This window comes from Sphingobium soli (assembly GCF_020782245.1).
Classification (GTDB): Bacteria; Pseudomonadota; Alphaproteobacteria; order Sphingomonadales; family Sphingomonadaceae; genus Sphingobium; species Sphingobium soli.
Window position 1 is genome coordinate 34,483 of sequence record NZ_JAJGNP010000016.1, and the last position, 23,002, is coordinate 57,484.

The following is a 23,002-nucleotide window of genomic DNA, read 5'->3' on the forward strand; positions in this document are numbered from 1 at the left end:
CGCGGCGTGGGGGCGTTGTTACAAGAGTGTGGAAACATAATGCCCTCCCTGTTCGGGATGACGCCGGCGCGATCTTCGACGCTGCTTCCCTTTGCCTTGCTGATCCTGATGATCCCGCCCTTTCTGGCGGATATGGCATTGCCACTCGGCATGTCGGTATGGGTGCTATACCTGCTGCCGCTCACCTTGTCCTACATGACGTCACGGGCGATCATTCCGCCACTGCTGGCGGTGATCGCGACTCTCTTGATGGCGATCGGCTATCAGATCGCGCCGGCGGGCGTCGATCCGACTGTTGCGCAGGTCAATCGCTCGCTCGGGGGCCTAACGGCCTGGTTGTTGGGCGGCCTTGGCTATGCGTTCATTCGAACGAAACTGGCCGTGCGGAGGGAGGAATGGGTTCAGCGATCGCAGATCGGCCTTGGCCGGGCCATGGCGGGCGAACGCAATCTCCAGACGCTGGGCGAAGACCTGCTCCGAAATCTCGTGACACGTCTGGATGCGCAGGCGGCCCTGCTATTCGTCGATGACGGCGCGGCCTATCGCAGGGTCGCCAGCATCGGGGTGCCCCAGGGCGCGGATATTATCAGTTCGACCGGTCCAGACGATGGTCTGATCGGCGTCGCCATCACCGAACGGCGCATTGTCCGCGTCGGTCCGGTGCCGCCATCCTATCTGGCCTATGGCGCCAGCATGGGGCAGGCCGCGCCCACCACCATGCTGGTCGCGCCCGCCTGCGCTGACGATGATGTCGTTGCCGTGCTGGAAATCGGTTTTGCGCAGGAGCCAGACGCCCAGGCGCTGATATTGCTGGAGCGGGCAGGGGAAGCGATCGGCAAGGCGATCCGCGCCGCGCGCTATCGCGAGCGCTTGCAGGAATTGCTGGAAGAGACGCAGCAGCAGTCGGAGGAATTGCAGGCGCAAAGCGAGGAGTTGCGTAGCGCGAACGAGGAACTGGAAGAGCAAAGCCGGGTGCTGCTCGATTCTCAGGCGCGCCTGGAAACGCAGCAGGCGGAATTGGAACAGACCAATGTCGAGCTGGAGGAGCAAACGCAGCAGCTGGTCCAGCAGCGCAATGATCTGACCCGGGCGCAGGCGTCGTTGGAGGAGCAGGCGCGCGAACTGGAGCAGGCGAGCCGCTACAAATCCGAATTTCTCGCCAATATGAGTCATGAGCTGCGCACCCCGCTCAATTCGCTACTGATCATGGCGCGATTGCTAGCCGACAATCGAGCAGGAAACCTGACCGCCGAGCAGGTTCGCCATGCCGAAACCATCGAGACGTCGGGCAACGACCTGCTGCTGCTGATCAACGACATATTGGATATTTCGAAGATCGAAGCGGGTCATGTCGACCTTCAGACGCGGCCCATGCGCATCGCGCCAATGGTCGAGAAGCTGCATGCTCTGCTGGAACCGGGCGCGCGGCAAAAGGGGATTGCGCTGCGTATCCCAGCGGCCAGCGCCATGCCGGTCGAGATTGAGAGCGACCCTCATCGGGTGGAGCAGATCCTCAAGAATTTCCTGTCGAACGCGATCAAGTTCACCGACAAGGGCGAAGTCACGCTGACGGTGGAGGAGGCTGGGGACGATGCCATCGCCTTTACCGTCCATGACACGGGCATTGGCATCCCAGCTGAGCAACAGCAGACGGTGTTCGAACCCTTCCGGCAGGCCGATGGATCGGTCAGCCGCAAATATGGCGGCACCGGGCTGGGCCTGTCCATATCGCGCGAACTGGCGAAATTGCTGGGTGGCGAGATCAGCCTGGTGAGCGCGCCGGGGGAGGGGAGTAGCTTTACGCTCACGCTGCCACGCCATTTCACCGAGACGCCCGTCACCCGTCCGCATTATCGGCCCGCGCCGCGCGAGGCGGCCCCGCTGCTGGCGACCCGCACCGACCTGCCAGCGCCACCGCCGCGCGTCCGGTCTGTCGAGGATGATCGGGACGCCCTGACCGGCGACAGCCGCGTCATCCTGTTTGTCGAGGATGATCCGGCCTTCGCCCGCATATTGTGCGACCTGGCGCGCGAACTGGATTTCCAGTGCCTGTTGGCCGAAAGCGCGGACGAGGGCGTGACGCTGGCGCGCCAGTTTGTGCCGCAGGCGATCATCCTGGACATGGGGTTGCCCGACCATAGCGGGCTGTCCGTGCTCGACCGGCTGAAGCGCGACGTCAATACGCGGCATATTCCAGTGCATTGCGTATCTGTGGCCGACCATGCGCATGCGGCGCTGTCGAGCGGCGCGGTGGGCTATATGTTCAAACCGGTCAAACGGCAGCAGCTTACCGAGGTGCTGGAAGGGTTGCAGCATCATTTTTCCGCGCGCATGCGCCGCGTTCTGCTGGTGGAGGATGACGCCACCCAGCGCGAAAGCCTGCGCCTGCTGCTGGCGACGCGCGATGTCGATACGGTGGAGGCGGCCGACGCAAGCGAATGTCTGGAACGGCTGTCCACCCAGACGTTCGACTGCATGGTCATGGACCTCAATCTGCCGGACGCATCGGGCTTTGAGCTGCTGGAAAAGCTGAGCCGCGATGACAGCCTCTCCTTCCCGCCGGTCATTGTCTATACCGGACGGGATCTGTCGGCCGAGGAGGAGTTGCGCCTGCGGCGCTATTCCAAGTCGATCATCATCAAGGGGGCAAAGTCGCCCGAGCGGCTGCTCGATGAAGTGACGCTGTTCCTGCACCAGGTGGTCGCCGATCTGCCCGCGCGGCAGCAGGCGATGCTGGCGACCGCGCTCAATCGCGACGCGCTGTTGGAAGGGCGCCAGATATTGGTCGCGGAGGATGATGTGCGCAATATCTACGCACTCACCAGCCTGTTCGAGCCGCATGGCGCCACCGTTCATATTGCGCGAAACGGCGTGGAAGCGCTCAAATTCCTGGAGGGCGAGCGCGGACGGGATATCGACCTGGTGTTGATGGACGTGATGATGCCCGAGATGGACGGGCTGACGGCCACGCGCGAGATCAGGGCCAATCCGAACTGGCGCGACTTGCCGATCATCAGCCTGACCGCAAAGGCGACCGCGCAGGATCAGGCGCAATGCATCGCCGCGGGGGCCAATGATTATCTGGCAAAGCCCCTGGACGTGGACAAGCTGCTATCGCTGGTGCGGGTGTGGATGCCGCGATGACGATCGACGCGGTCGTGGCGAACGACACCATCGAAGAGCTGCAATTGCTTGAGCTTGACTGCCTGCTCGACCTGCTATGGCGCCGCCACCAGTTCGACTTTCGCGGCTATTCGCGCGGGTCGATGCTGCGCCGCATGGTTCGGGCGCAGCAATTTTTCCAGTGCGACAGCTTGTCCATGTTACAGCATCGGATGCTGCACGAACCGGCCATATTGCCCGACCTGCTGAGTTTCCTGACCATCCATGTCAGCGAGATGTTTCGCGATCCCGGCTATTTTCGTGCCCTGCGCGAAGAGGTCATCCCCCATCTCGCGACGTTCCCCTCACTTAAGGTCTGGGTCGCGGGATGCAGCACGGGGGAGGAGCTCTATTCGCTCGCCATCCTGTTTCGGGAGGAAGGGCTGGACAGCCGCACGCTCTTCTATGCCACAGACATCAGCCCGGCCGCGCTGCGCAAGGCGGAAATGGGCATTTACGATCTGGACCGGCTGGCGGGCTTTACCGCCAATCATCAGGCGTCGGGCGCGCGCACATCGCTGAGCGATTATTATACCGCCGCTTATGGCGGTGCGCGCTTTGATCCCAGCCTGCGCGAGCGCACGCTTTTTGCCGAGCATAGCCTGGTCAATGATCAGGTGTTTGGCGAAGTGCATCTCATATCCTGCCGCAATGTCCTCATCTATTTCGATCGCCCCTTGCAGGACCGGGCGATCGGATTGTTCCAGGACTCGTTGGTCCGAGGCGGTTTTCTGGGTCTGGGCGCCAAGGAAACGTTGCGCTTTTCAACCCATGCAAATGCATTTAGCGAATTTGCCGCGCAGGAGCGGATTTACAGGAAAGCCCAAAGCGCAGGAAATGTCGTCCATGTCTGAAGAAGCGCCGATCAATTTCCTGTTGGTGGACGATGTGCCCCAGAATCTGGAAGCGCTAGAAGCGCTGCTGGCCAATGACGGGCTGCGCCTGTTCAAGGCGCAGTCGGGCGCGCAGGCGCTGGAACTGATGCTGGAGCATGAATTCGCGCTGGCGTTGCTCGATGTGCAGATGCCGGAAATGGATGGGTTCGAACTGGCCGAGATCATGCGCTCAACCGAGCGGACCCGCGCTATTCCGATCATCTTTCTGACGGCTGTCGCGACCGATGAACAGCGCCGCTTTCGCGGATATGAGGCCGGTGCGGTCGATTATCTGCTCAAGCCCATCGACACGCGCATGCTGCGCAGCAAAACCGATGTCTTTTTCGAACTGAGCCGGCAGCGCCAGACATTGGCACGCCAACGCGATGCCTTGCGCGACACGGCGGAGCAGCTGGCGACGACGCTCAACCGCCTCAATGCCCATCGCGACAATTCGCCGCTGGCCATCGTGGAATTCGAGCCTGACCTGAGGCTGATCAGCTGGACGCGCGGGGCGGAACGGCTGTTCGGCTGGTCGGCCGAGGCGGTGCTGGGACGCCATGCCGGAACCATCGGATGGATGGATGTGGACACGGCCGGTGCGGTCACGCGCCATGTCGCGGCCCTGACGCTTGGCGGGGAACAGCGCGACATGCAGGTCCATGCCGTCCAGCGGATCGACGGCGCATCGCTGGAATGCGAATTTTATTATTCCCTGTTGCTGGACCATCAGGGCAAGCCGGCTTCCGTCAGCGTCCAGATTCTGGATATTACCGAACGGCGGCGGGCGGAGGAAACACAGCATCTGTTGATCGGGGAGCTTAACCACCGGGTCAAGAATACGCTCGCGTCGGTACAGGCGATCGCCTTCCAGACGCTCAAAGGAGCGCCCAGCCCCGCTGAATTCGCCGACAAATTTACCGGTCGCCTTCAGGCGCTGGCGCAGGCGCATTCGCTGCTCAGCCGCCAGACCTGGCAAAGCGCCAGCCTGTCGCAACTGGTGCAGGATCAACTCGACCTGGGCACGATCGATGAGGGACGATGTTCGGTGTCCGGCCCTCAGGTCGAATTGTCGCCCAACCTAGCGCTGCATCTGGCGCTGGTCCTGCACGAACTGGGCACCAACGCCGCCAAATATGGCGCGCTATCCAACCGCGAGGGGCATGTGTTCATCGACTGGCGGATAGCGAATGAACGATTGTTGCTTAGCTGGCGCGAAAGTGGCGGGCCGGCCGTCACCCCGCCAACGCGCAAGGGCTTTGGCACGATATTGGTCGAACGCAGCCTTTTGGGGGAGGGTGGGGCGGTGAGCGCCGACTATCCGGTCGAAGGCGTGCACTGGCAGTTCGACCTTCCCTGGTCCGCGGCCACAGCGGACATGGGATCGGCCAGCCCACCTCCCGGCGCGGCAGTCCATGAACCGATCATCTATGGCGAACGCCTCAACAGCCACACCATCCTTGAAGGGCTGGAATTTCTGGTGGTGGAGGATGAACCGCTGATCGCGTTCGAACTCGCCGACGTGTTGACCGAAGCCGGCGCGCGGGTGGTGGGGACGCCATCAACCCTGGACGATGCGGTCAATGCAGCTGAAACGCTTGCTTTCGACGCGGCGATCCTCGACGGCAACCTGCAAGGGGCGGCGGTCGATCAGATCGCCGAAGCGCTGGATCGCCGGGGCATACCCTTTCTGTTCCTGTCTGGCTATGGACCCGAGCATCTGCCCGTCGCCTTCAACGAGCGGCCGTTGCTGAACAAGCCGTTCGACAGAGGCCATCTGCTCACCATCTTGCGGCACATCGTCAAGTCGCCGACGCCTGAACCGGTGCCCGCGCGCCACGTTGCGAATTAGGGCGCGAGCACCGTATCGACCGCCTGGGCCAAAGTGTCCGGATAGTCGAGGGTATAGTGTAAGCCGCGGCTTTCCTTGCGATGGAGCGCGGAGCGAACGACGAGCCGCGCCACTTCCAGCAGGTTGCGCAATTCGATGAGGTCGGGCGTCACCCGGAAATTGCCGTAATAATCGTCAACCTCGCGCGAAAGCAGGTCGATGCGATGTTGCGCCCGCTCCAGCCGTTTGGTGGTGCGCACGATCCCGACATAGTCCCACATGAAGCGGCGGATTTCCTTCCAGTTATGCTGGACGATGACTTCTTCGTCGCTGTTGGTGACGCGGCTTTCGTCCCACGCGCGGATCGGCGGGGGCGGGGGCAGGTTGTCCCAGGAGCCACGGATATGCTTGGCCGCCGCTTCCCCGAAAACGAAACATTCCAGCAGGGAGTTGGACGCCAGGCGATTGGCTCCGTGAAGGCCGCTTTCGGTCACTTCGCCAGCGGCATAGAGGCCGGGCAGGTCGGTGCGGCCATCGAGGTCGATGATGACGCCGCCACAGGTATAATGCTGCGCCGGGACGACCGGGATCGGCTCCTTCGTAATGTCGATGTCGAGATCCAGCAGCCGGGCATAAATGGTCGGGAAATGATGCCTCACGAATTCCGGCGGCCTGTGGCTGATGTCGAGATGGACATAGTCCAGCCCCAGGCGCTTGATTTCATGGTCGATGGCGCGTGCCACGATGTCACGCGGGGCGAGTTCCGCGCGCGCGTCGAAACGCGGCATGAAGCGTTCGCCGCCACCCGGCACGCCGGGGGGGAGTTTTAGATGACCGCCTTCGCCGCGCACCGCTTCAGTGATCAGGAAATTCTTGACCTCCAGATTATAGAGGCAGGTGGGGTGGAACTGGTTCATCTCCATATTGGAAACGCGGCACCCCGCGCGCCAGGCCATGGCGATGCCGTCCCCTGTCGCGCCGCGCGGCGCGGTGGAGAAGAGATAGGTGCGGCCTGCGCCGCCAGTGCACAGGATGGTTGCGCGGCCCAGCAGTGCGTCGACGCGCTTGGTCGCCTTGTTAAAGGCATAGACGCCCCAGACATGGCCGTCGCCCGAATAGCGCTCGCCATGGCGCGAGGTGATAAGGTCGATCGCGACCATATCCTCCATCAGGGTGATGTTGGGATTGGCGCGCGCGGCCTTGAGCAAGGCGACCTGGACGGCGTGGCCGGTGGCGTCGTCGACATGGACGATGCGGCGATGGCTGTGCCCGCCTTCGCGCGTAAGGTCCCAGCGCTTGCCAAAGGCGTCGCCGCCATCCTCGCTGGGGTTGAAGGGCACACCGAGCGCCGCGAGCCGCTCGATCGCGGCGGGCGCTTCGGACACGACGAATTCCACCGTCTCGCGATTGTTGAGGCCCGCGCCGGCGACCATCGTGTCGTCGACATGCGCCTCGAAACTGTCACCCGCGTCGAGTACAGCAGCAATGCCGCCCTGCGCCCAGTTGGTCGACCCGCTGTCGAGCGCGCCCTTGGCCAGCACCAGCACCTTGCGATCCTGCGCGAGGTTGATGGCGGCCGTCAGTCCGGCGGCGCCAGAACCGATGATGATGACGTCATGGGGGGTGGTGGGCATATATCGCGCTCTTGCTGCTTCTGTTCTACGCCCCTTCCGCAGACGGAAGGGGGGACTGTTTCGCGTTACGCCGCCGCCGTCAGATGCAGGAACACATCCTCCAGGTCCGGGTCGCGGGTCACCACATCGACGATCGACAGGCCGCTTGCCTGCACGGCGCTCAGCACTTGGCCGGCATTGGCGCGGTCCTTGCTGTAGGTGATGGTGAGTGTGCGTTCGCCGGACAGTTCCACCTTTTCGAAACAAGGGGCATCCGGCGCGGCCGTCACATCTCGATCGACCGTTACCTGCACGACCTTCTCCTGTGCCATGGCGATCAGTTCGCGTGTCGGCTTGTCGGTGATCACCTTGCCATGATTGATGATCCCGATGCGGTCACACAGTTCCTCGGCTTCCTCCAGATAATGGGTGGTGAGCACGATGGTGACGCCCATGGCATTGAGTTCGCGGACATAGTCCCATAATTGCTGGCGCAATTGCACGTCGACGCCGGCGGTGGGTTCGTCCAGCACCAGGATGGGTGGCGAATGGACCATGGCCTTGGCGACCAGCAGCCGACGCTTCATACCGCCCGACAGGGTGCGGGCATAGGCATTGGCCTTGTCGTCCAGATGCACCGCGCGCAGCAATTCCATCGACCGGCGCTTGTCCTTGGGCACGCCGTAGAAGCCTGCCTGATTGTCCAGCGTCTCCAGCGGCGTAAAGAAGGGGTCGAAGACGATTTCCTGCGGCACGATGCCGATCGAATTCTTGGCGTTGCGCGGATTGACGTCGATGTCGAAGCCCCAGATGCGCACGTCGCCGGCCGTCTTGTTCACCATGCCGGCCAGGATGTTGATCGTGGTCGACTTGCCCGCGCCATTGGGGCCGAGCAGGCCGTAAATCTGGCCGCGTGGAATGGTGAGGTCGATGCCGTCGAGCGCGCGCTTGCCGCCCTTGTAGACCTTGGTGAGGTTACGGATTTCGATAGCGGCTTGCGGGGCAGGGCTGTCAGTCATGCCTGTTCTATGGGGATGGCGACAGAAGAAGGGAAGAGGGCGGAGGCATTGGGGAGGCTAAGGATCGCCTGGCGGCCTTTCGGGATCGGGGCCGGCAGGACATGGAGTGCCCCGAGTGGGTTGAATATGGGCTTGATGATTTCCGCCGGGACGCTTTTCGTGTAGGGGTAGGATTCCCAAGGTGTGGGCATGCGTTCCAAAACCCGCACTGCTATTGGTCCTTTCCATCCGCCTCTCATCTGGAGACTATTGATGAAAATCGCCCTGATTACGGAAAACAGCCAGGCGGCGAAGAATTCGACGATCCATTCGGCATTGACCGCCGTTGCCGAACCGCTGGGCCATGAAGTGTTCAACTATGGCATGTATACGGCCGAGGATAAGGCTTCGCTGACCTATGTCATGAATGGCATCCTGACCGGCATTCTGCTCAATTCCAAGGCGGCCGACTTCGTCGTTACCGGCTGCGGCACGGGCATGGGTTCCATGCTGGCATGCAATGCCATGCCCGGCGTGTTTTGCGGCCTGGTCATCGATCCGACCGACGCTTTCCTGTTCGCGCAGATCAATGACGGCAACGCCATTTCCATGCCCTATGCCAAGGGTTTTGGCTGGGCCGCCGAGCTGAACCTGCAGGATGTCTACCGCAAGCTGTTCGAAGGCGAGCGGGGCCTTGGCTATCCCAAGGAACGGGCCGAAATCATGGCCAAGAATCGCGGCATCCTGAAATCATTGAAGGATGCTTCGTGCAAGGACATGGTGACGGTATTGAAGTCGGTTGATCAGGATCTGCTTAAGGCCGCGATCGCCGGTGAACGCTTCCAGGAGTATTTCTTCGCCAATGCGCAGGATGAGGCCATTCGCGATTATGTGAAGGGCGTTCTCGAAGGGGCGCCGGCATTGGCCGACGCCTGAGTATGAGGCGACCGGGCGGCAATCGCGCCGTCCGGTTTGCTCTTAAAAATCTTCGGCGATATCCATGAGCCCGAGCAGCTTCTTCGGCGCAACCTGCCGCCAGCTAGCGCGAAGCCGATCGGCGATGTGGTCCCAGTCATTGGCGCCTCGGTCCAGCCGGATGCCGACCCAGTCCGTGCCGAAATAAGCCGGGCGATAATATCGGTCGGGGTCCGCATCGATCAACGTCGCCTGTTCGTCCGGTGCGGTGGTCTTGACCAGCAGTGCAACGATGCCGTCGCCATGATGGTCGCGGGTGAACCAAGCGAATTTCTTGCCCTTTTCAATCCCGAAACATGGCATGCCATGGGAGGTGATCTCGTCTGCCTGGGGCAGGGCAAGGGCAATTTCCCGGACGCGGTTGAGCATCCATTCGGGCTGCTGCTCGCGCGTGACGAACTCCGCCAGCGTGCGCGAATAGAGCTGGTGCTCGGCGATCAGGATGCGGGCGGCAAGGCTGTCGGCGCTATCGCCCGGCAGGATCGCGACGGGAGTCTGCGCCAGAACCGGCCCGTCGTCCAGTTCGGCCGTCACGACATGAACGGAGCAGCCAGCATGGCTGTCGCCTGCGTCGATGGCGCGCTGGTGCGTGTCCAGGCCCTTATATTTGGGCAGCAGGCTGGGATGGATATTGAGCATCCGGTTTTCCCAGCCGGCAACGAATTCCGGCGACAGCAGCCGCATATATCCCGCCAGAGCGACATAGTCCGCACCCGCTGCGCGCAATTGGGCATCGATGATCGAATCGAATTCGGCGCGTTTCAGCCCCTTGTGGCTGTAGCCAAAGGTGGCGATGCCCTCCGCCGCCGCCAGCGCCAGGCCCGGTGCGGCCGGGTCATTGGCGGCGACCAGCACGATCTCATAGGGGCAGTTGTCAGCCTTTGCGGCATAGAGCAACGCCGCCATATTCGACCCCCGCCCGGAAATCAGAACAGCGACCCTGGCTTTTGCCATCATTTTCCCTCCGTTCCGCCGGACAAGGTTGGTGGCATCACCCCAGATGGGTGGCCGACCAGTCTGCTTTCGCGCTCCAGCTGTCAGCGCTGCCCCGGACGGTGCAGCCCTTTTCCCCGGTAACGACCGCACCGATGGCGAACACGGTTTCGCCCGCATCCTCCAGCGCCTTCGTAACGGCGGTAACATGCGCCTCATCCACGGCCAGCACCATGCCGATGCCGCAGTTGAACGTGCGCGCCATCTCCTCCGGCTCGATATGGCCCTGTGCTTGCAAGAAGGCCATCAGCCGCGGCTGATCCCAGGCGTCGGCTTCGATCACGGCGTGCGCGCCTTCGGGCAGGACGCGGGGTATATTTTCCAGCAAGCCGCCACCGGTGATATGCGCCAGCGCGTTGATCAAGCCCGCGCGCACCAGCGGCAGCAAGCTTTTCACATAGATGCGCGTGGGTGCCATCAGCGCGTCGATCAGCAGCACGTCCTGGTCGAACAGGGCAGGGCGGTCGAGCCTCCACCCCTTGTCGGCGGCCAGACGTCGGACCAGCGAATAGCCGTTTGAGTGCACGCCCGAAGAGGCGAGGCCCAGTAGCACGTCGCCGGGCTTCACCCGGTTACCGGTCAGTGCATTGGATCGTTCCACCGCGCCGACGCAAAAACCCGCAAGGTCATAGTCGCCATCAGCATACATGCCCGGCATTTCGGCGGTTTCGCCGCCAATGAGCGCGCAGCCCGCCTGACGACATCCCTCGGCAATGCCGGCGATGACGCGTTCGGCGACGCCGCTTTCCAGCCGACCGGTCGCATAATAATCAAGGAAGAAGAGCGGCTCCGCCCCCTGGACGATCAGGTCATTGGCGCACATCGCGACCAGATCGATGCCGACACCATCATGGCGGCCATGGTCGATCGCGAGCTTGAGCTTGGTGCCGACGCCATCATTGGCCGCGACCAGCAACGGGTCATCATAGCCCGCCGCCTTGAGATCGAAAAAGCCGCCAAAGCCGCCCAGTTCCGCGTCAGCGCCCGGCCGGCGCGTCGCCTTGGCAAGGGGGGCGATGGCGCGGACCAGGGCATTACCCGCGGCGATGTCGACGCCAGCCTTGGCGTAGCTGTAGGATTCGTTGTCGCTCATGATCAGCGCCCCTAGAACAAAGAGGCGCAAAACGGAAGCTTGGCATCCCGGGCATTACGCGCCAAAAGGGCGCGCGTGAGCCTGAGCCCGTCCCTGTCCCGCCCCCTGTTCCGGCCCATGGCGCTGGTGCGCCTGCTGTCCCGGCCTGTCCAGATCGCGATCGCCATCGGTCTTGGCTTGCTGGCCGCCGCGCTGTTCGCGCAGATGGAGGGGGAACGCGGCGTCCCGCCAATCGCCAGCGGCGGCGATTTCGAGGTAACAGGCGTCAAGGTGGATGTGGAAGCCAAGGACGCTGACAGCGCGCGCTATGCCGGCTGGCGCATGGCGCAGCGACAGGCCTGGCGGATGTTGTGGAGCCGCACCCATGGCGGCGCGGGCGCGCCGGCGCTGTCCGATTCGCAGCTGGAAGCGATGATTTCAGGGATCGAAATCGAGCAGGAGCAGGTGGGCCCCACCCGTTATGTCGCTACGCTGGGCGTCATGTTCGATCGCGCGCGCACCGGGCAGTTGCTCGGCGTGTCGGGCAATGTCCGTCGGTCGCCGCCGCTGCTGGTCATTCCGGTGATGTGGGATGGCGGGTCCGCCGTATCCTACGAGCGGACCAATGAATGGCAGAAGGCTTGGGCGCGCTATCGGACCGGCGAAAGCGCCATCGATTATGTGCGCGTCGCCGGATCAATCGCCGATCCGATCCTGCTCAATGCTGGCCAGACCGGGCGACGCGGCCGGCTGTGGTGGCGGGTGCTGCTCGACCAATATGGCGCGGCCGATGTCGTCATCCCGATCGTGCGGTTGGAGCGCGCCTATCCCGGCGGCCCGATTACCGCGACCTTCACGGCGCGCTATGGCCCGGACAACAGCCTGATCGGCAGCTTTGCGCTGCGGGCGTCGAACGCCAGTGGCCTGGCGCAAATGCTGGACGAAGGCGCGAAGCGGATCGACACGCTCTATACCGGCGCGCTCAACGACGGTCGCCTGCGTCCTGACCCCTCGCTCATCATCGAGGAGCCGGTCGATCCCGCCACGCTGGAGATCGAAAATGCCGTCGAAGCGCCGATCGAGGCGATCGATGTGCCGGTTGCGGGCGTCAGCACGACCGGCAGCTTCACGATCCAATATGACACGCCGGACGTCAGTTCGGTGGGCGCAGGCGAATCGGCCGTCCGGTCCATCCCGGGCGTGCGTTCGGCATCGACCAGCAGTTTGGCGCTGGGCGGCACATCGGTCATGCAGGTCGGGTATGACGGCAGCATCGACATGCTGCGCACCGGGCTTCAGGCGCGCGGTTATCAGGTCGCCGTGGCTGGAACGACGCTGCGCATCACGCGGCGACAGGCGCCGCCTCCCGCGCAATGAGCCAGATCAGCCTTCCGTTCGAAGGCCATGAAGGGAGGGGCGAAGGCGATTTTCTTGTCAGCGACGCCAATCGTGTCGCCGTTGCCTATCTGGAGCGTTGGCGGGATTGGCCGCTGTCCATTGCCGTTCTGACTGGCCCGCCGCGTTCGGGACGGTCGACACTGGCACGTCAGTTCGCCCGCATGAGCGGTGGCGATGTCATCGATGATGCGCATGAGGGTGACCGCCCGCTGGACGATCATCGGCTATTTCATGCCTGGAACGCCGCGCAGACGGAGCATCGCCCGCTTCTGCTCGTAGGGCAGGCACCGCCCGCCACCTGGCCCGTCACCTTACCCGACCTACGCTCCCGTCTGGCCGCCGTCCCCCATGTCGGCATCGATGCACCCGACGAGATGCTGACCCGCGCACTCATCCAGCGCAGTTTCGATGCCGCTGGCGCGGCGTATTCTGCGGATTTGCCAGACTGGCTGGCGCGGCGGATCGACCGATCCTATGCCGCCATCGAAACGATCACGCGCCTGCTGGATCGCGCTGCCTTGTCATCTGGACGCAAGATTTCGGTCGCAATGGCGAAAGAGGCCCTGCAATCCGCGGGTATCCTGCCTATAGTCCCGTCCGATCCTTCCTCAGTGCAACGCGAGTAGTCCGTGGCCGAAGCCGATCCCATTGCCAATCTGTCGCTGCCCAGCGACCGCTATTTCAATCGTGAGCTGTCCTGGCTGGCGTTCAACCAGCGCGTGCTGGAAGAGGCGATGAACCGCGCTCATCCGCTGCTGGAGCGCTTGCGCTTCCTGTCGATTTCGGGCGCGAACCTTGACGAGTTTTTTTCCGTGCGGGTCGCAGGGCTCAAAGGGCAACAATTACAGAATGTCGACATGCGCTCCGCCGACGGGCTGACTCCGGCGCAGCAACTGTCCGCGATTACCGAGACGACAGGCACGCTGATGCGCGCGCAGCAGAAAGTGTGGGGCGCGCTCCATGGCGAATTGACGCAGGTTGGCGTCGAGGTCATCGGCCCTTCGGCCGACATGGACAATGTCTGCGCCGCCTGGCTGCGCGAACATTTTCTGACGCAGATCTTCCCGATCCTGACCCCCCAGGCCCTCGACCCGGCGCACCCCTTTCCCTTCATTCCCAACCAGGGGCTGTCGATCGTTTTCGATCTGGAGCGCCTGTCGGACAAGCAGCCGATCCGCGAGCTGGTGATGATCCCATCGTCGCTCGCGCGGTTCGTGCGCGTGCCAGGGGACCCAGCGCGCTACATGGCGCTGGAGGCGGTGATCCGGCGCTTTTCGGAGGACCTCTTCCCTGGCTATCGCGTTCGCAACAGCGGCGTCTTCCGCATCATCCGCGACAGCGACATCGAAATCGAGGAGGAAGCGGAGGATCTGGTCCGCTATTTCCGCAGCGCCATCAAACGCCGCCGCCGCGGCCGCGTTATCCGCATGGAAATCGAGGAGCGCATTCCCGAACCGGTCGAGGAAATGTTGCAGGACATGCTCCAGGGGCATGACGCGATCATCGAGGAGGTGGAGGGTTTTGTCGGCATCGGCGACTTGTCCGGCATCGTCGATGAAGATCGGCCAGACCTCAAATTCGAACCCTATGCGCCGCGCTTTCCCGAACGTATCCGCGAATATGGCGGCGACTGTTTCGCCGCGATCCGGGCCAAGGACATTGTCGTCCATCATCCCTATGAAGCGTTCGACGTCGTCATATCCTTCCTGAAACAGGCGGCGTCTGACCCGGATGTGGTCGCGATCAAGCAGACGCTCTACCGCGCGGGCAAACAGTCGGCGATCATCCGGGCGCTGATCGACGCCGCTGAAGCGGGCAAGTCCGTGACCGCAGTGGTCGAACTCAAGGCGCGATTCGACGAAGAACAGAATTTGATGTGGGCGGACGCGCTGGAGCGTGCGGGCGTGCAGGTCGTCTACGGCTTCATCGACTGGAAGACCCATGCCAAGGTGTCGATGGTCGTGCGGCGCGAAGGAGAGCAGTTCCGCACCTATTGTCATTTCGGCACCGGCAATTACCACCCGATCACCGCGCGGATTTACACTGACTTGAGCTTCTTCACCGCCAATCCCGATTATGGCCGCGATGCCGCAGCGTTGTTCAACTATATCACCGGCTATGTCGAACCGCAGGGTCTGGAAAAGCTGGTGATGAGCCCGCGCGACCTGCGCAATCGGCTGTGTGAACTGATCGAGGCGGAAATCGATCATGTGCGCGCCGGGCGGCCCGGCACCATCTGGGCCAAGATGAACAGCCTGGTCGATCCCGCGATCATCGAAAAACTCTATGCCGCCAGCAATGCCGGGGTGCGGATCGAGCTGATCGTGCGCGGCATCTGCTGCCTGCGGCCGGGGGTGCCGGGCATGTCTGAAAATATCCGCGTGAAGTCGGTCGTGGGCCGTTTCCTGGAACATAGCCGCATCACCGTGTTCGGCAATGGCAAGGCGCTGCCCAACAATGGCGCGAAAGTCTATATCAGCTCGGCGGACTGGATGCCGCGCAATTTTGATCGCCGTGTGGAGTTCTTGGCCCCGGTGGAAAGCGGCACCGTGCACGACCAGATCGTCGACCAGGTGATGGTTGCCAACCTTATCGATACGGAACAGAGCTGGGAGCTGGACGCCGAAGGCCATTATAGCCGCGTCGAAATGGGCGAAAAGCCGTTCAACCTGCATCGCTATTTCATGACCAATCCGTCGCTTTCGGGACGCGGCGCGGCTCTGGACAGCGACGCCGTCCCGACCTTGCGTTTGCGCAGCGGGGGTTGAACGCGGCCATGAATTCGATGCTGAGCCGCGTGCGCGCCGTAGCCGAACAGATGGTGACATCGCCCGAGCCCGCCCATGCGCGCACGGCGATCATCGATATCGGGTCGAACAGCGTGCGCCTGGTCATCTATGACGGACCGCGCCGCATCCCCTTCATCCTGTTCAATGAAAAGGTGATGGCCGGACTGGGCGCCTCGCTCGCCCGCACCGGCGCGATCGAACCCGAAGCGATGGAGCGCGGCCTGCGCGCCATCGGTCGGTTTGCGCATCTGTGCCGGTCGATGAAGGTTGCCGATATACGCTGCGTCGCCACGGCGGCGGTGCGCGATGCAACCAACGGACCCGACTTCATCGCCCGCGCCAAGGACATGGGGCTGACGGTCGAATTGCTCACCGGCGCGCAGGAAGCGATCGGCGCAGCAATGGGTGTCCTGTCGGGCATTCCCGGCGCGGACGGCATTGTCGGCGATTTGGGCGGCGGCAGCCTGGAACTGGCGCGGGTGCGGGACGGGACGGTGGAACAGACCATATCGCTGCCGCTGGGCGTGCTGCGTCTGCCGCAGATCCGCGCCAAGGGGCCGCGTGCCTTGGAGCGCGCCGTCGCCAAGATGCTGGACAAGGCCGGATGGGCCGCTGAACCAGGCTTGCCCTTTTACATGGTCGGCGGGTCGTGGCGTGCGCTCGCGCGGTTCGACATGCAGCTGACCCATTTTCCGCTGCCCGTCGTCCATCAATATGAAATGACGGCTGCGCGCGCCGAACAGTTGACCCGTATCGTCAGCCATGTCGACAAGGCCCGGCTGAAACAGATACCGGCCATGACGGGATCGCGCGTGCCGACGCTGCCGGACGCCGCCGCTCTGCTGTCGGTTGTGGTGCGCCAGCTCAAGTCGAGCCGTCTGGTCGTGTCCGCCTATGGCCTGCGCGAAGGGCTGCTTTACGGAGCGCTGCCGCCCGATATTCAACGGCACGATCCGCTATTGGTCGCAGCAGAGGCGGAAGGGGAGGCACAGGCGCGGTTTCGCGGCCATGGGGATCGGATCGACCGCTGGATCGCTCCGCTTTTTACCGATGACGATGCGTCGGGTCGCCGTATCCGCCGGGCCGCCTGCTTGCTGGCCGATGTAAGCTGGCGCGCTAATCCCGACTTTCGGGCGGAGCGGGGTGTCGAAATCGCTTTGCACAGCAACTGGGTGGGTATTGACGCGGCGGAACGAGCGATGCTGGGACAGGCGCTCAGCAGTCATTTTGGCGGAGGGGTGGCACCGCTGCCGGCGCTGGAGCGAATCGCCATGACGGACCGGTTGCAGCGCGCCATTTTATGGGGCCTCGCCATCCGCCTGGCTCAACGCATGTCGGGTGGAGTGGAGGCGCCACTGGCGGTATCGCGGCTGGAACGGCATGATGACCGCATCGACCTGTATCTGCGCGCCGAGGATGCCGATCTTTATGGCGAAGCCGTCGAACGCCGCCTGCGGCATCTGGCCCAGGCCATGGGGTTTAAATATCGGATGATGAACGGCTGACGGGCGCCAAGGCGCCCGTCCCATTCAAACGCTTATCGCGCTTATTCGCTCTCGCCGGTGGTGGGCGTCGCGGGGCCGCCGGCGGTTGCGGCGTCAGCGGGCGCCGCGCCTTCGACGCTTTGGGCGGCGTTGGTTGCATCGCCCGCCGCTTCGGCCGGCGTGGCGCTCGCTTCTGCTGGCTCAGGGTCGGCCGCGGGCAGCGGCAGGTTGGACCCTTGCGTGTTCAGCCAGGCGATCAAATTGGCGCGATCGGCCGGATTGCCCAGGCCGGCGAAGGTCATCTTGGTGCCTGGCGCAAATTCGCGCGGGCTTTTGAGCCAGGCGTCCATATTTTCGAACGTCCACTGACCGCCCTTGCTCTTGAGCGCATCGGAAAAGGCAAAGCCCGCCTTGCCCACGGCAATTGCTTCGCCGACCGTGCCCCACAGATTGGGACCGATGCCATTGGCCCCGCCCTGGTTCACGGTGTGGCAGGCGGCGCATTTGGCGAACACCTTTTCGCCCGCCGCGACGTCGGCGCTGGCCAAAAGGGTGTTGAGGCTGGGCCCGCTGTCGCCGCCTTCGCCTTCGGCCTCCACGCCCTCGATGGCATAGCCCATCTTTTCCGGCCGTTCGGTTTCGAAATATTTGGAACTGACGATCGCGCCACCCAGGGCGATGATGCCTGCAAACAAAGCCCAGCCCGCCACGGTATTGAAACGATCGCCCATCTCGCTCGACTTCCCTTGCTTTTGTCTTGGCGGCTGTCAGTCGCGCCCCCTCTTGAGCGCTGCCATAATCGGGCTGGCGCGATGGTGCAAGCCGGGTTGATAGACGAATGCGCAGCGCGCTTGCGCCGGCCGGGGGGAAATCCTAAGCGCGCAGGCGCAAATGGAAAATTATCCTGCCCCCGCCCGCGCGATCGTCGCGGACCAGGCTGCCAAGGCTGCAGCCAACCCCGCGCGCGCCGTCGCCTATCAGGGCGCACCGGGCGCCAATTCGCATCTGGCGGCGCTTGGCTATGCCCCCGATTGCGTGCCCTTGCCCTGCTTCGCGTTTGAAGACGCCATCGACGCTGTGCGCAAGGGCGAGGCGGACCGCGCCATCATCCCGATCGAAAACAGCCTGCACGGGCGCGTGGCGGACATGCATTTCCTGCTGCCCGAATCGGGGCTCCATGTCATCGATGAATATTTCCTGCGCATTCGCCACTGCCTGATGGCGCCCGATGCGACGCCTGTAACCAGCGCGGTCAGTCATGTTCAGGCGTTGGGCCAGTGCCGCCACTATCTGCGCGAACGCGGCATTCAGCCGGTCGCCTATGCCGATACGGCGGGCGCGGCGGCACTCGTCGCCGAACGCAAGACGCCGGGGGAAGGGGCAATCGCGCCCTATCTGGCGGCCGAACTTTATGGGTTACGGCTGGTCGCGGAAAATATCGAGGATAGCGACGACAATATGACTCGCTTCCTTGTGCTGGCGCGTGAGGCGAAAATGCCGGTCGCAGGCATCGGCCCGGTCATGACCACTTTCCTGTTCGAAGTGAAGAATGTGCCCGCCGCGCTTTACAAGGCGATGGGCGGATTTGCCACCAACGGCGTCAATATGACCAAGCTGGAAAGCTACCAGCGCGGCGCCAGCTTTGCCGCCACGGAATTTTTCTGCGACATCGAAGGTATGCCGGGCGATGCGGCGGTCGACCGGGCGCTGGCCGAACTGGAATTCCACACCAAATGGGTCCGGCAGCTTGGCAGCTACCGTCAGGCCCGTCCGCGCACCTGACCCAAGCGGCGGCGGCGCGTCAGCACCAGCCGCGCTCCACCCTTTCGCCCGTAATACTTCAAGGGTATAGGCCGACCATGGTTGCTGCCATCCTTCTGTCCGCCTTGGCGATGAGCGTCATCGTCGGCGTGCGTTACCTGCTGGCAAGCGGCGGCTTCGCGCTCGCGACGCGCATTCGCCAGCCCGGTCTCTACCGGGGGCTGGAACGGCAGATGGGGCGGGAAGTGCGCTGGTCGCTCTTGTCCGCGGTCATTTACGGCGTGCCGGCGGGGATCGTCGCCTGGGGCTGGCAGGCGCGCGGCTGGACGCAAATTTACAGCGACATTGGCGACTATCCGCTCTGGTATCTGCCGCTGTCGGTGCTGCTCTATCTCGCCGCGCATGATTGCTGGTTCTATTGGACGCACCGCTGGATGCACCAGCCGCGCCTGTTCCGCATCGCCCATGCGGTGCATCATGCCAGCCGCCCCCCAACCGCCTGGGCCGCGATGAGCTTTCATCCCTGGGAAGCGCTCACCGGTGCGATCGTCATTCCGGCGCTCGTGTTCATAATACCGATCCATGTCGGCGCGCTGGCCGTCGTCCTGACCGTCATGACGGTCATGGGGGTCAGCAACCATATGGGGTGGGAAATGTTTCCGGGCTGGATGGTGCGCGGGCCGCTGGGCGCCTGGCTGATCACGGCGAGCCATCATCAGCGCCACCATGAATATTATGCTTGCAATTACGGCCTGTATTTTCGTTTCTGGGATCGTCTGTGCGGCACCGACAAAGGGTTGGGCAAATTTGCGAAGGGACGCACGTGAAGGCGGTTGGTCTGTGTCTGGCGGGGTTTTTTTCGATGGGTGCGGCGCCCGTCACTTTGCCACAGCCCCTTAGCATGGCGCTGGAAGGGCTGCGTTCGGCCAAGGGCCAGATTCTGATTTGCGTGACGCGCGATCCGGATCATTTTCCCGACTGCACGGATGACCCTGACAAGCGGCATTTTTCCATACCCGCGTCCAGCGACCCCGTGACGCTGGGTCAATTGGCGCCGGGTAGCTATGCCATCGCGATCATTCATGACGAAAATCGCAATGGGCGGTTGGATACCTTCGCCGGCATTCCGCGCGAAGGCGTGGGCTTCTCTCGCAACCCTGTCCTGCGCTTTGGCGCGCCCAGCTTCCGATCTGCCAGTTTCACGATCAGCGGCGCGCCGGTCGAACAGGATATTCAGCTGAAATATTTCCTGTGACGGAAATCGGGAACCTGTAACCCCCCCGAAACATTCTGCCTTCCGAATAGAGATTTGAAAACAGGGGTTCTCATGCCATCCTTCCGTAGCCTTGTGGCCGCGACATTTGTCGCGCCCCTGTCATTCACCATGACCGCACAGGCACAGGAGGCGGAGGATCACAGCAATCTGACGATCGGCGTCGGCGCGGCCGCCGTGCCGAGCTATGAAGGGTCCGACGATTATCGTGTCATCCCGATCCCGCAGCTGCGGGGCAAGGTTCACGATTTCGCCTTCTGGACGCGCGGGCCTGCCCTCTTCGTCGATGTCATTCCCAATCGCAGCGACGAAGGCATCGACATTCAGCTTGGCCCCGTCGTGGGCGCACGGTTCGACCGCACCAGCCGCAAGCGCATCAAGGACGACGCCGTCGCCGCGCTGGGCAAGCTCGACACCGCAATCGAGGTGGGTGGCTTCGTCGGGATCGGAAAGACCGGCGTCATCACCAGCGCCTATGACAATATTTCGGCGCGCGTCACCATCACCAAGGACGTTGCCGGGGCACATGACAGCATGATCGTGACGCCCGCGATTGAATATTTCACCCCTTTGTCGATCCGCAGCTTCGTTGGCCTGGGCGTGTCGGCCGATTATGTCGGCAAGAAATATGGCCGATATTATTTCGACGTGACGCCCGAAGAGGCCGTTGCGAGCGGCCTGCCGGCCTATGATCGCGCTGGCGACGGGTCAGGCTTTCGCAAGGTCAATTTCAACCTGACCGGTGGGTATTCCCTGTCGGGCGACATCCGGCGCGGCTGGACGCTGTTTGCCCTTGGCAGCTATTCACGCATGCTCGGTGATTATGCGGATTCGCCCGTGGTCGCCATCGCCGGATCGAAGGACCAATGGATCGGCGCGATAGGGGTCGGCTACACCTTCTGACGGCATCCTGCCTTGTTCCATGGGGGTGACGCCCCACATAAGGCGCTGTAAGGCAGCGGCCTTGACGGACCAACTTGGCAGGAGATGACGACGTGGCGACCCTGGGACTGAGCGAGACTGAAAAGGCGGCAGTGGAGGCATTTCGCCGCGACGTCGTCGATCCTTCGCGCACCAGTCTGGTCATTGTCGATTTTTGGGCCGAATGGTGCGGCCCCTGCAAGCAGCTGGCCCCGGTGATCGAAAAGGTCTGCGCCGACTATGCCGCCAAGGGCGTCAAGCTGGTCAAGGTCAATGTCGACGAAAACGGCTTTATCGCAAGCCAGTTTCGCGTGCAGTCGATCCCGACGGTTTATGCCGTTTTTCAAGGTCAGCCGGTGGCCGATCTGTCGCAGGCGCGGACGGAAGGGCAGTTCAAGCAATTTCTTGACCAATTGCTGGCCCAGCTTCCGATAGAATCCGATGAAAAGGCTCTGCAACAGGAAGTCGCGCCGCTGATCGCCATGGGGGAGGAAATGCTCGCGGGGGGCGAGCATGAACGCGCCCTTTCGATCTTCTCGCAAATCGCGGAGATGGATCCGGACAATGCCGAGGTCATAAGCGGCCAGGCTCGCGCATTGATCGCGCTTGGCCGACTGGACGAAGCCGAAGCGCTGATCGCCAGCCTCCCACCTGAAGTAGCAAAGCATCCGGCGATCGATCAGGCCCGCGCGGCGATCGCGCTCAAGCGCGAAGCGCGTCCGACGGCTGATCTGTCGGACCTGGAATCAAAGGTCGCCGCCGACCCCGATGATCATCAGGCGCGTTTCGATCTGGCGGCGGGCCTGATGGGCAATGGCGATCGCGACGGCGCCGCCGACATGCTGCTGGGAAGCGTCCGTCGCGACCGCGGATGGAATGATGGCGCGGCGCGCGCTCAGCTGGTGAAGATTTTCGAGGCAGTGGGTCTGGAAGATCCTTGGGTTGCAACGCAGCGGCGGAAACTGTCGCAGATATTGTTCGCGTAACGACGATGGCGGCGACGCGCGTCTCCATCTTTCCGCTAGCGGGCGCGCTGCTGCTGCCGGGTATGGACCTGCCCCTGCATATTTTCGAGCCGCGCTATCGCGCCCTCATCCATGACGCAATGGCGCGGGACCGCCGGATCGGCATGATCCAGCCGCGTGGCGACGGTCCGGTGCCACCGCTTTATGATGTCGGATGCTTGGGCCATGTCAGCCATATAGAGGCTCTGGAGGATGGTCGCTTCAACATCATATTGACCGGCCTCGCCCGGTTCCGGGTTCTGCGCGAACTGCCTGTGGCGACGCAATTCCGCCAGGTCGAGGCGGAGGTGGAACAGGCGAGGGGTGAGGACGAAGTGTTGTCCGCAGTGGAACGCGCCGCGCTGGAGCAGGAATCGCGACGCTTTGCCGACATACTGGGCTATGTCGTCGACTGGACGGCGGTATCGCGGCTGGACGATGTGGCGTTGGTGAACGGCATCGCGCAAATCGCGCCGTTCGATCCTGCGTCCAAGCAAACCCTGCTGGAAGCCGACAGCCTTTCCGAACGGTCGGAGCGCATCATGCAATTGATGCAGATCATTGGCCGGATCGAGCGCGACGGCGGCGCGACGCTGCAATGATCGAACCGGACGCAAATTTCCCTCCCATTGAACCGTGGTTGCTGGAAAAGCTGGTATGCCCGGTCACGCGGACACCGCTGCGCTGGGATGCCGGGCGGCATGCCTTGGTTTCGGAGGCGGCCGGGCTCGCTTTTCCAGTGCGTGACGGCGTGCCCGTGCTGGTGGCAAGGCAGGCGCGTCCGCTGTAAGGCGCGGTTAAGTGGCCACTGCTATGAGGTGCCTCGCGCCAAACGGTCACAGCAGATAAGGTA

Annotated in this window: 20 protein-coding genes; 15 read left to right on the forward strand and 5 right to left on the reverse strand. The window is 63.1% G+C overall.

The window, feature by feature from the left end; all coding sequences use genetic code 11:
• Positions 1-39 precede the first annotated feature (39 nt).
• From LL253_RS15915 to LL253_RS15925, 3 genes are read left to right on the forward strand one after another with little or no spacing between them, the layout of a single operon-like run.
• Positions 40-3,144 (forward strand): response regulator, encoded by a 3,105-nt coding sequence (locus LL253_RS15915; protein WP_228227794.1) that lies wholly within the window; start codon positions 40-42, stop codon positions 3,142-3,144.
• Entirely contained in the window at positions 3,141-4,016 is an 876-nt protein-coding gene (locus tag LL253_RS15920; RefSeq protein ID WP_050763073.1) for a CheR family methyltransferase, read from the forward strand. The genes LL253_RS15915 and LL253_RS15920 overlap by 4 nt, the downstream gene beginning before the upstream one ends.
• On the forward strand, positions 4,009-5,889 hold the full coding sequence (locus LL253_RS15925; RefSeq protein ID WP_323133421.1) for a response regulator: 1,881 nt from the start codon (positions 4,009-4,011) through the stop codon (positions 5,887-5,889). Before LL253_RS15920 ends, LL253_RS15925 begins: the two co-directional genes overlap by 8 nt.
• On the opposite strand, the gene nadB is transcribed toward LL253_RS15925, so the two are convergent.
• Positions 5,886-7,502, reverse strand: a complete 1,617-nt coding sequence (gene nadB / locus LL253_RS15930) for an L-aspartate oxidase (protein WP_228227796.1) — start codon at positions 7,500-7,502, stop codon at positions 5,886-5,888. The genes LL253_RS15925 and nadB overlap by 4 nt on opposite strands.
• 65 nt (positions 7,503-7,567) lie before the next feature.
• Positions 7,568-8,500, reverse strand: a complete 933-nt coding sequence (locus LL253_RS15935) for an ABC transporter ATP-binding protein (RefSeq protein ID WP_009823436.1) — start codon at positions 8,498-8,500, stop codon at positions 7,568-7,570.
• Between the two features lie 252 nt (positions 8,501-8,752).
• On the opposite strand from LL253_RS15935, the gene LL253_RS15940 reads away from it, so the two are divergent.
• Positions 8,753-9,415 carry an RpiB/LacA/LacB family sugar-phosphate isomerase gene (locus LL253_RS15940; protein ID WP_009823434.1) on the forward strand — a complete coding sequence of 221 codons (663 nt, stop codon included), beginning with the start codon at positions 8,753-8,755 and terminating at the stop codon, positions 9,413-9,415.
• Positions 9,416-9,457: 42 nt separating this feature from the next.
• Here LL253_RS15940 and purN read toward each other — a convergent pair whose 3' ends face one another.
• Complete coding sequence (gene purN, locus LL253_RS15945; RefSeq protein WP_228227827.1) at positions 9,458-10,408, reverse strand: phosphoribosylglycinamide formyltransferase; 951 nt, start codon at positions 10,406-10,408, stop codon at positions 9,458-9,460.
• A 37-nt stretch (positions 10,409-10,445) separates the two neighbouring features.
• Positions 10,446-11,540 carry a phosphoribosylformylglycinamidine cyclo-ligase gene (gene purM / locus LL253_RS15950; protein WP_228227797.1) on the reverse strand — a complete coding sequence of 365 codons (1,095 nt, stop codon included), beginning with the start codon at positions 11,538-11,540 and terminating at the stop codon, positions 10,446-10,448.
• A gap of 117 nt (positions 11,541-11,657) precedes the next feature.
• Between purM and LL253_RS15955 the strand changes: the two genes are divergently transcribed.
• The 4 genes from LL253_RS15955 to LL253_RS15970 are packed head-to-tail and all read left to right on the forward strand — an operon-like array spanning position 11,658 to position 17,211.
• Positions 11,658-12,896: a hypothetical protein gene (locus LL253_RS15955; RefSeq protein WP_009823431.1), complete on the forward strand. Its 1,239-nt coding sequence runs from the start codon at positions 11,658-11,660 to the stop codon at positions 12,894-12,896.
• The gene (locus LL253_RS15960) at positions 12,893-13,543 is read left to right on the forward strand and encodes a P-loop NTPase family protein (RefSeq protein ID WP_228227798.1); all 651 of its coding nucleotides are present in this window, start codon (positions 12,893-12,895) and stop codon (positions 13,541-13,543) included. The genes LL253_RS15955 and LL253_RS15960 overlap by 4 nt, the downstream gene beginning before the upstream one ends.
• Before the next feature lie 3 nt (positions 13,544-13,546).
• Positions 13,547-15,685: an RNA degradosome polyphosphate kinase gene (locus LL253_RS15965; protein ID WP_228227799.1), complete on the forward strand. Its 2,139-nt coding sequence runs from the start codon at positions 13,547-13,549 to the stop codon at positions 15,683-15,685.
• A gap of 8 nt (positions 15,686-15,693) precedes the next feature.
• Positions 15,694-17,211, forward strand: a complete 1,518-nt coding sequence (locus LL253_RS15970) for a Ppx/GppA family phosphatase (protein WP_228227800.1) — start codon at positions 15,694-15,696, stop codon at positions 17,209-17,211.
• A 41-nt stretch (positions 17,212-17,252) separates the two neighbouring features.
• Here the strand turns inward: LL253_RS15970 and LL253_RS15975 are convergent, their stop codons facing one another.
• Positions 17,253-17,921, reverse strand: coding sequence for a c-type cytochrome (locus LL253_RS15975; protein WP_009823427.1), 669 nt, complete (start codon positions 17,919-17,921; stop codon positions 17,253-17,255).
• Positions 17,922-18,081: 160 nt separating this feature from the next.
• Here LL253_RS15975 and LL253_RS15980 point away from each other — a divergent pair, with 160 nt between their 5' ends.
• The 7 genes from LL253_RS15980 (at position 18,082) to LL253_RS16010 (ending at position 22,939) form a co-directional block, all read left to right on the forward strand.
• Positions 18,082-18,972, forward strand: coding sequence for a prephenate dehydratase (locus LL253_RS15980; RefSeq protein ID WP_009823426.1), 891 nt, complete (start codon positions 18,082-18,084; stop codon positions 18,970-18,972).
• Positions 18,973-19,049: 77 nt separating this feature from the next.
• Positions 19,050-19,778 (forward strand): sterol desaturase family protein, encoded by a 729-nt coding sequence (locus tag LL253_RS15985; RefSeq protein ID WP_009823425.1) that lies wholly within the window; start codon positions 19,050-19,052, stop codon positions 19,776-19,778.
• Positions 19,779-19,852: 74 nt separating this feature from the next.
• Positions 19,853-20,206 carry a DUF2141 domain-containing protein gene (locus tag LL253_RS15990; RefSeq protein WP_228227801.1) on the forward strand — a complete coding sequence of 118 codons (354 nt, stop codon included), beginning with the start codon at positions 19,853-19,855 and terminating at the stop codon, positions 20,204-20,206.
• A gap of 93 nt (positions 20,207-20,299) precedes the next feature.
• Complete coding sequence (locus tag LL253_RS15995; protein WP_228227802.1) at positions 20,300-21,127, forward strand: MipA/OmpV family protein; 828 nt, start codon at positions 20,300-20,302, stop codon at positions 21,125-21,127.
• Between the two features lie 92 nt (positions 21,128-21,219).
• Positions 21,220-22,131 (forward strand): tetratricopeptide repeat protein, encoded by a 912-nt coding sequence (locus LL253_RS16000; RefSeq protein WP_228227803.1) that lies wholly within the window; start codon positions 21,220-21,222, stop codon positions 22,129-22,131.
• A gap of 5 nt (positions 22,132-22,136) precedes the next feature.
• On the forward strand, positions 22,137-22,751 hold the full coding sequence (locus LL253_RS16005; protein ID WP_228227804.1) for an LON peptidase substrate-binding domain-containing protein: 615 nt from the start codon (positions 22,137-22,139) through the stop codon (positions 22,749-22,751).
• A complete protein-coding gene (locus tag LL253_RS16010; RefSeq protein WP_228227805.1) occupies positions 22,748-22,939 on the forward strand; it encodes a Trm112 family protein in 192 nt (63 codons plus the stop codon). The genes LL253_RS16005 and LL253_RS16010 overlap by 4 nt, the downstream gene beginning before the upstream one ends.
• Positions 22,940-23,002 lie beyond the last annotated feature (63 nt).

Coding starts and splice junctions, on each gene's coding strand:
- LL253_RS15915 (WP_228227794.1), top strand. CDS start 40: ATGCCCTCCCTGTTCGGGATGACGCCGGCGCGATCTTCGACGCTGCTT.
- LL253_RS15920 (WP_050763073.1), top strand. CDS start 3,141: ATGACGATCGACGCGGTCGTGGCGAACGACACCATCGAAGAGCTGCAA.
- LL253_RS15925 (WP_323133421.1), top strand. CDS start 4,009: ATGTCTGAAGAAGCGCCGATCAATTTCCTGTTGGTGGACGATGTGCCC.
- nadB (WP_228227796.1), bottom strand. CDS start 7,502: ATGCCCACCACCCCCCATGACGTCATCATCATCGGTTCTGGCGCCGCC.
- LL253_RS15935 (WP_009823436.1), bottom strand. CDS start 8,500: ATGACTGACAGCCCTGCCCCGCAAGCCGCTATCGAAATCCGTAACCTC.
- LL253_RS15940 (WP_009823434.1), top strand. CDS start 8,753: ATGAAAATCGCCCTGATTACGGAAAACAGCCAGGCGGCGAAGAATTCG.
- purN (WP_228227827.1), bottom strand. CDS start 10,408: ATGGCAAAAGCCAGGGTCGCTGTTCTGATTTCCGGGCGGGGGTCGAAT.
- purM (WP_228227797.1), bottom strand. CDS start 11,540: ATGAGCGACAACGAATCCTACAGCTACGCCAAGGCTGGCGTCGACATC.
- LL253_RS15955 (WP_009823431.1), top strand. CDS start 11,658: ATGGCGCTGGTGCGCCTGCTGTCCCGGCCTGTCCAGATCGCGATCGCC.
- LL253_RS15960 (WP_228227798.1), top strand. CDS start 12,893: ATGAGCCAGATCAGCCTTCCGTTCGAAGGCCATGAAGGGAGGGGCGAA.
- LL253_RS15970 (WP_228227800.1), top strand. CDS start 15,694: ATGAATTCGATGCTGAGCCGCGTGCGCGCCGTAGCCGAACAGATGGTG.
- LL253_RS15975 (WP_009823427.1), bottom strand. CDS start 17,921: ATGGGCGATCGTTTCAATACCGTGGCGGGCTGGGCTTTGTTTGCAGGC.
- LL253_RS15980 (WP_009823426.1), top strand. CDS start 18,082: ATGGAAAATTATCCTGCCCCCGCCCGCGCGATCGTCGCGGACCAGGCT.
- LL253_RS15985 (WP_009823425.1), top strand. CDS start 19,050: ATGGTTGCTGCCATCCTTCTGTCCGCCTTGGCGATGAGCGTCATCGTC.
- LL253_RS15990 (WP_228227801.1), top strand. CDS start 19,853: ATGGCGCTGGAAGGGCTGCGTTCGGCCAAGGGCCAGATTCTGATTTGC.
- LL253_RS16005 (WP_228227804.1), top strand. CDS start 22,137: ATGGCGGCGACGCGCGTCTCCATCTTTCCGCTAGCGGGCGCGCTGCTG.
- LL253_RS16010 (WP_228227805.1), top strand. CDS start 22,748: ATGATCGAACCGGACGCAAATTTCCCTCCCATTGAACCGTGGTTGCTG.